At 38.7% G+C, this 5,926-nt stretch carries 9 protein-coding genes and 1 pseudogene; 5 read left to right on the top strand and 5 right to left on the bottom strand.

Annotation, left to right across the window (positions count from 1 at the left end; genetic code table 11):
* Positions 1-39 precede the first annotated feature (39 nt).
* The 4 genes from RTR43_RS25445 to RTR43_RS25430 form a co-directional block, all read right to left on the bottom strand.
* Positions 40-279 (bottom strand): hypothetical protein, encoded by a 240-nt coding sequence (locus RTR43_RS25445; RefSeq protein ID WP_073982097.1) that lies wholly within the window; start codon positions 277-279, stop codon positions 40-42.
* Between the two features lie 71 nt (positions 280-350).
* The gene (locus tag RTR43_RS25440) at positions 351-548 is read right to left on the bottom strand and encodes a hypothetical protein (protein ID WP_073982098.1); all 198 of its coding nucleotides are present in this window, start codon (positions 546-548) and stop codon (positions 351-353) included.
* Between the two features lie 55 nt (positions 549-603).
* Positions 604-909, bottom strand: coding sequence for a hypothetical protein (locus RTR43_RS25435; protein ID WP_073982099.1), 306 nt, complete (start codon positions 907-909; stop codon positions 604-606).
* On the bottom strand, positions 893-1,327 hold the full coding sequence (locus RTR43_RS25430) for a hypothetical protein (RefSeq protein ID WP_139026636.1): 435 nt from the start codon (positions 1,325-1,327) through the stop codon (positions 893-895). The genes RTR43_RS25435 and RTR43_RS25430 overlap by 17 nt, the downstream gene beginning before the upstream one ends.
* Before the next feature lie 307 nt (positions 1,328-1,634).
* Here RTR43_RS25430 and RTR43_RS25425 point away from each other — a divergent pair, with 307 nt between their 5' ends.
* From RTR43_RS25425 to RTR43_RS25405, 5 genes and pseudogenes are all read left to right on the top strand, one after another.
* The gene (locus RTR43_RS25425; RefSeq protein ID WP_312476818.1) at positions 1,635-1,823 is read left to right on the top strand and encodes a hypothetical protein; all 189 of its coding nucleotides are present in this window, start codon (positions 1,635-1,637) and stop codon (positions 1,821-1,823) included.
* 180 nt (positions 1,824-2,003) lie between these two features.
* Positions 2,004-2,642, top strand: coding sequence for a hypothetical protein (locus RTR43_RS25420; protein WP_073982171.1), 639 nt, complete (start codon positions 2,004-2,006; stop codon positions 2,640-2,642).
* 476 nt (positions 2,643-3,118) lie between these two features.
* Entirely contained in the window at positions 3,119-3,451 is a 333-nt protein-coding gene (locus RTR43_RS25415) for a YolD-like family protein (RefSeq protein ID WP_139026663.1), read from the top strand.
* Positions 3,444-4,570, top strand: a pseudogene (locus tag RTR43_RS25410) (DinB/UmuC family translesion DNA polymerase). Before RTR43_RS25415 ends, RTR43_RS25410 begins: the two are co-directional and overlap by 8 nt.
* A 177-nt stretch (positions 4,571-4,747) precedes the next feature.
* A complete protein-coding gene (locus tag RTR43_RS25405) occupies positions 4,748-5,086 on the top strand; it encodes a YolC/YozM family protein (protein WP_073982236.1) in 339 nt (112 codons plus the stop codon).
* Positions 5,087-5,110: 24 nt separating this feature from the next.
* On the opposite strand, the gene RTR43_RS25400 is transcribed toward RTR43_RS25405, so the two are convergent.
* The gene (locus RTR43_RS25400; RefSeq protein ID WP_073982235.1) at positions 5,111-5,734 is read right to left on the bottom strand and encodes a hypothetical protein; all 624 of its coding nucleotides are present in this window, start codon (positions 5,732-5,734) and stop codon (positions 5,111-5,113) included.
* Positions 5,735-5,926 lie beyond the last annotated feature (192 nt).

The following is a 5,926-nucleotide window of genomic DNA, read 5'->3' as shown; positions in this document are numbered from 1 at the left end:
AACTTTAGTTTTCCGACCTTTCGTAACGAAATTGCCGCGCTATATAGCGCGGCAATTTCTATGGCATGGTCTAATGGTTATTTCAAGGGCATCCGGCTCTGTATCTTGTTCATAGGCGTAATATTCCTGTAATTCATTTTTGGCTTCCTCTTCACTTGCGGCAGTTAAACAGCCTTCTAACGTCGGAAAAATGCCGTCTCTGTCTTCAATTCTGTAGCTGAAACAAGTCAAATTTTTATTTGTTTGAGTGATTTCGTTTAATTTGCTTAAAATGTTCATGTGCTTGTTAGCTCCTTTTGTTTTTGTAAGTAGAAGGGAAGACCATCCCCAACCACGTATGTTTTTGGTTGCTACCGATTTGTGTTGAATCTTGTTACTGAATAACAGAGAAGTTTTAAAGAAGATGAAACCAAACTGTCTTTTTCAACTCTTTCCAATGCTAGTTTTTTCATATTTTCATCAAGCTGTTGACCGTGCTTTTTTAGTGCGTTGTCATAATCACCTTTAAGTGGAATTACCAACTCATAAGCTAAATTAACGTAGATCATTCTATAACTCCTTTTGGCGTATTTTGTAGTGAGAGAAGTCGGAGGACATCTCTCACTAACTAATAAGAATAGGAATAAGAAGGTTGCTGACGAATAAAAACCCTATAATTATTAGTGAGTAGACGGGTTTCACCCGTATAATTTTGTCACCTAACATGGAGATTTCACCATCGGTTTGAAGCTCGGCCAATAAGGTTTGAACAGAATGTTTATCATAATTTCCTTGTTTCAATAATTTTGAAAGAGTGGTATACTTATAGGTATCTAAGATACGGAGCAGTGATTCTTTGGACGGGGTCACATGCTCTTTTTTTATTTCTCTTTGGAACGTAGTGATTGATATATCATGCCTCATCTTCATTGTCTCCCCCTAAGATCATTAAGCCACTTTTAGTGTCCTTCTGTGCCAGTGTAAAAACCTTTTTTGAATCGTGATAAGAATAGTCGGTTGCAAACTCTGATAAATCGGAAAAACCAAGCGTAACAACTATATCCTCTAACCAAACATCATTGGCCTGAAATTTTAAGTGCTTTGTTTCCGTACCGTATGTCCATAATGATGTCGTGTTGGAATCATCCCTAATTAACTTTTTTTGGTACAATAAAATCAATTCATCCAGTATCTCCCTGCCGCATTCTAAACTCTGTTGTTTTAACGTTTGAACAAAATGAGGGTCATTTAACAAAATATCAATATTTTGCTGAGTAGACTTGATGCCCCTATTGTCTAAAGCCAATTCTAAATCTTCCGTGTGCCAGATAACTTTTGTTAATTCCATTTTCGATCGCCGTCCTTTTTTTAAGACTTTTTTGTTTTTGCGGAGGCCGATTTGCATTCACAGCAAAAAGGACGCCAAGGGTTTACGAGGCCGTTAAGGGTGCTTCAGCAGCCTTTTACGGATCGTTAAAGCTCATTTATTTGTGCTCGCGGCAGCGGCCGTTAACAAAAAAATGAGCTGACCCTTGCGTCCTTTTATGAAACACGGTTAGCGACGCGGTGGTGCCTTTTCCGCCGCGTTGATGGCCGATGTTGAATGTGACATGCTAAAGCCCCCGGACAGCTTCAGCTGTCCAAGGTGGGGGCGTTTGGCTGGACAAAAACAAAAAAGGCGTCTAAAAAAGGATTTTAATCATGCCGGCGGCTGCCGGCATACGTTTTGCGGAAATGCGACCGGGCTTTACGGGAGCCTTTCTGCTGCTTTTAAGGTTTTAGAGGCTGCTTCAGCAGCCTCTAAGCAGGCTCGATGCCTGCGTTTTAATCAAGGAAAACTTTAGTTTTCCGACTATCCGTGAATTTATTTCAGAGGCAGGTTTATCTGATGAATTAATTTCTAAACTTTGAAAAATGTTTTCTCTGGTATAGAATTAAAGTTAAATCCAACTTTTGGAGAAATGCTGAAGGTATAGCGGAATCAACCGATAAATAATATATAGAGATAGGAAAGAGAGGTAGACATGGAGAATCTAAAACATATTAAAAAAATTAAGAATAGTATTCTTTTTTCAGTTGTATGGCGGGTTTTATTTATAGCTTTATATCCAATACTTTCAGGAATTGGATTGAATATGATTGGAATAAATTTGTCTGCAGGAATCCTGTTTGCATTAAGTTTTATCGTCAGTATGATTGCCTGTTTGACTTTAGTCACCCATATGGGAAATTTAATTGGGATAAGGGAGTTTTTACGGCAGTATAAATTAATAGAAAGAGAGCTTATAGGGAGATATTCCTTTGATGCTAAAGTTTTGGATGACATGCTTGATAACACCAGAAAAAAATATAGCCATCAAATATCATTTGATCGGAAGTACGACATAAATGATTTACATGCTATTGAAGAGTTAAATAAGGAAGATCGAAAGGGTAAGTATTTGGATAAGTACCTTACTGCTAAACATGATAAACATGTAATTCGTATGGCCTTAATTCCAAAGAATATAGCGGAGGACTGTATTTATAGAGTATTTAATTCCAAAACTCTATTTGGTATAACCGGAAGGAAATATTTTTACAAATGGGAAATGGCTCGATTAGATGATGAGTTTATTCTAATGAGAAAAGAGAAAGAAGCAAAAAAGAATAATATTAATTAAAGTAAAAGTACCTGAAGTTTTCAGGTGCTTTTTTTGTGAAGAAAGTGTAACCAGGGGAACGCGGGCGATCGGGGCCCGCATCCCTGTGCGATGGCAGCATCTGGGCGAAGAACTACAACTGAAGGAGTGCGTCTGTTTCCGGAAGACCCGTCGGGGCCAGGGCAAAGCAGGCGATCGGCGCCTGCATCCCGGCTATTGCAGCACCGGCGGCGAAGAACAGCAGCTGAAGGAGCACGTCTGTTTCCGGAAGACCCGCCGGGTCCAGGGCAACGGGGGCGAACGGCGTCCGCATCCCTGGGCGATTCTGCATCGGCAGCGAAGAACTGCAGCTGAAGGAACGCGCGGGCAGTTTTTAGAGAGTAGTGATGCGGCAGCATTCAGGAAAAACTTTCTTGTACTAAAGGAACGTATGTTCTGGTAATATAGAATCAAAAATATGAGAAGGTGTGGATCAAGTGATAAAGGATCGGGGTTTAATGAAATGGTCAACTTCTATGATGTTACCGGAACACAATGAAATGTTAAAGCAGCTTAATCTTGAAATGGAAAAAATGAAGCGCCCCAAAAATGATGAACAACAAATTGAGGAAATGGCTTTTACAATACTGAGGGCAGAACAAGGCAAACATCTTTTAAATATCTCTTATTTCGAGAATGGCTTTATTTCATCTCTCACAGGTTTTGTGAGTACCTTTAAGCACATTGACAGGCAGATATTAATAAAAACGAATGACGGGCTTATTAAGGCTGTTTCAGTGGATAATTTAATCAATGTGGAGTTTGCAGATGGAGAAAAGTTTTATGATTGACTATGATAGTCTCCCTAAACGTACTTTTTTAACCGTAGATATGCGCAGCTTTTATGCCAGTGCATCTGCAGTTATGCTTGGCCTTGATCCCATGAAATGCTATCTTGCGGTGGTTGGGGATACGGAACGATCAGGAAGTGTTGTTTTAGCTGCGTCACCGTCTTTAAAAAAACGATTTGGTATTAAAACCGGTTCTCGCCTTTATGAAATTCCTGATCACCCTGAAATTCACATAGTAAATCCTCAGATGCGGCTGTTTATTAAACTGTCAACTCATATAACTCATTTGTTTTATCAATTTGCTGCACCTGAAGATATCCTTACCTATAGTATTGATGAGAGTATAATTCGATGCGATCATCTGAAGAGGCTATGGGGGACACCGATGGATTTAGCGAAAAGATTACAAAATGATTATGGCCAGTTCGCCCATTATCGGAAATGTGGGGCATAGGAAAGCGTATGGAAAGGAATCTGAATCGAATGGGGATTTCTACTGTAGGTCAGCTTGCAAACTATCCTCTAAAGCTTTTAGAGAAACGTTTCGGCATCATGGGAAGCCAGATCTATTATCATGCTCATGGGATAGATCTTAGTGATATGGGAACGCCGGTGAGACAAGAACAAATCTCTTTTGGGAAAAGCCAGATATTGTTAAGGGACTACCACCAAGAAGCGGAAATTAAATCAGTCCTATTGGAAATGTGTGAGGAAGTTGCTAGGCGGGCTAGAAAGGCGAAAAAAGCTGGCCGTACCATTCATTTAGGAATAGGTTATAGTCACAGCATAGGCGGCGGTGGCTTTAATCGGTCTTTAACAATAGATCAACCAACTAATAACACTATGAAAATTTATAAAACAAGCCTTGTGCTGTTTAAGAAGTTTTACCAAGGCCAAACGGTAAGGAGCTTGTCAGTTACACTAGGCAACGTCGTTGACGATAACCAATTTCAGATGTCCCTTTTTGAAGAAGGAGAAGAAAAACAACGTCAGCTTGGCCATGTTATGGATTCCATTAGGGAAAAATACGGCTCAGATGCGATTTTAAGAGCTATTTCTTATACCACAGCTGGAACTGCTCTAAAGCGAGCTAAGCTTGTGGGCGGCCATCAGGCGTAATCGCCTTTTAACTGAAAGTCTCCGTAGCATTTCATCGCTTTGGTTTGGCAGCCTAGCGGTTGCCTTCTTTTTTAAATACGAGGTATCTCTTTAGTTTATTTAAAACTTCTATGGGATTTCAAATGCTAGACATGATATACTTGTTAGGAAGATATTTCTAAAAAAGGGGGCGGGGTAATGAAAAAAAGATTCATTGGATTCTTGGTCTTAGCTTCTTTTTTGTTAATGTTTAATACAGCTTCATATGCTACTGAAACGGAAGAAAAAACAACGGCTGAAGTATTGGAGAGCGCGTGGGATGAATTTGGTTTATTTAGTTTTGAAATTGGACAAACTGATCCGGTAATTACAATAGGAATGGATCAAAGCAAAAGTGATACAAAGCTTCGTGAATATTTAAACGATAACCTGTCTGAGAAATCAAAGAAAAAATATGACGTTGTAATATTCAAAGACGATATTAATAAATTGAAAAAAGAACATCAAAAGTATTTGCAAGAAAAAAGCAGACCTTAACGGGTCTGCTTTTTTCATTTAAAGTTAGTTGTACCACAGAGTAGCTTTTTTTATTGTAATCACCTTATCAAAGCCTGCTTCATTTGTGAATTTAAAACGATAGCTTTTGCCTTTTTTTAAATTCCAATTCATATGAAATTCACCTTTCCAACCACCCGGTATTGAAACTTTTTTGGCTTGACCAGCTGGCCCCCCTTTTCCATTATCATAATATGCGGCTACAGCAAATGCTTTTGCTGTTCCTTTATAAGCTATGATAAGAGTTTTAGGATCTTTAAAGCTTTTTCCATATCTGCCTGGTCCTCCACCAAGCCAAATGTTAGAACTGAAATCGAAATATCCCGATGAATAGGATTTCTTCAATATCCCCAATGAATTGTCTCCAGGCTGCTCTTCTGCAAGTCTAATCATAGATTTCAGCTCTTCGGTTGTATAAGGATGAATCTCTTTATTGTTCTCATCAAAAATCTTGATATGGTTTGCAATTTCAGCCTTTTTAGCCTCAATTTCATTCTGAGAAAGTGCTTTTGTCTCGATAGGCAATAAAGTCTTTACCTCTGTTGCTTCTGCTTTGCTTGTCCCGATGAAGTTAAAAAGAGAAATGCCTAAAACAGTTGCTAATGATAAACACTTTAAATTTGCATTCATTTTTTACGACTCCTTTATTTAGATTTACAACCTAGTATCGAGCAACTTATGTTATTTCATGGTGAAGAGTTTATGAGGAACTTTAGGAGTAAAAATACAATTTTGAGCGGACGAGATTACTTTATGCTTTGCAAGCTTCTTATTGGCTCAATCAGTTAAAGCAGGAACATAATACGATAAGGCGCATCAAAT

It is taken from the genome of Neobacillus sp. (assembly GCF_031988165.1).
Taxonomy (GTDB): Bacteria; Bacillota; Bacilli; order Bacillales; family Cytobacillaceae; genus Neobacillus; species Neobacillus rhizosphaerae.
Note: the sequence above shows the minus strand (reverse complement) of the source record. Positions and strands in the feature narration are given on the sequence as shown.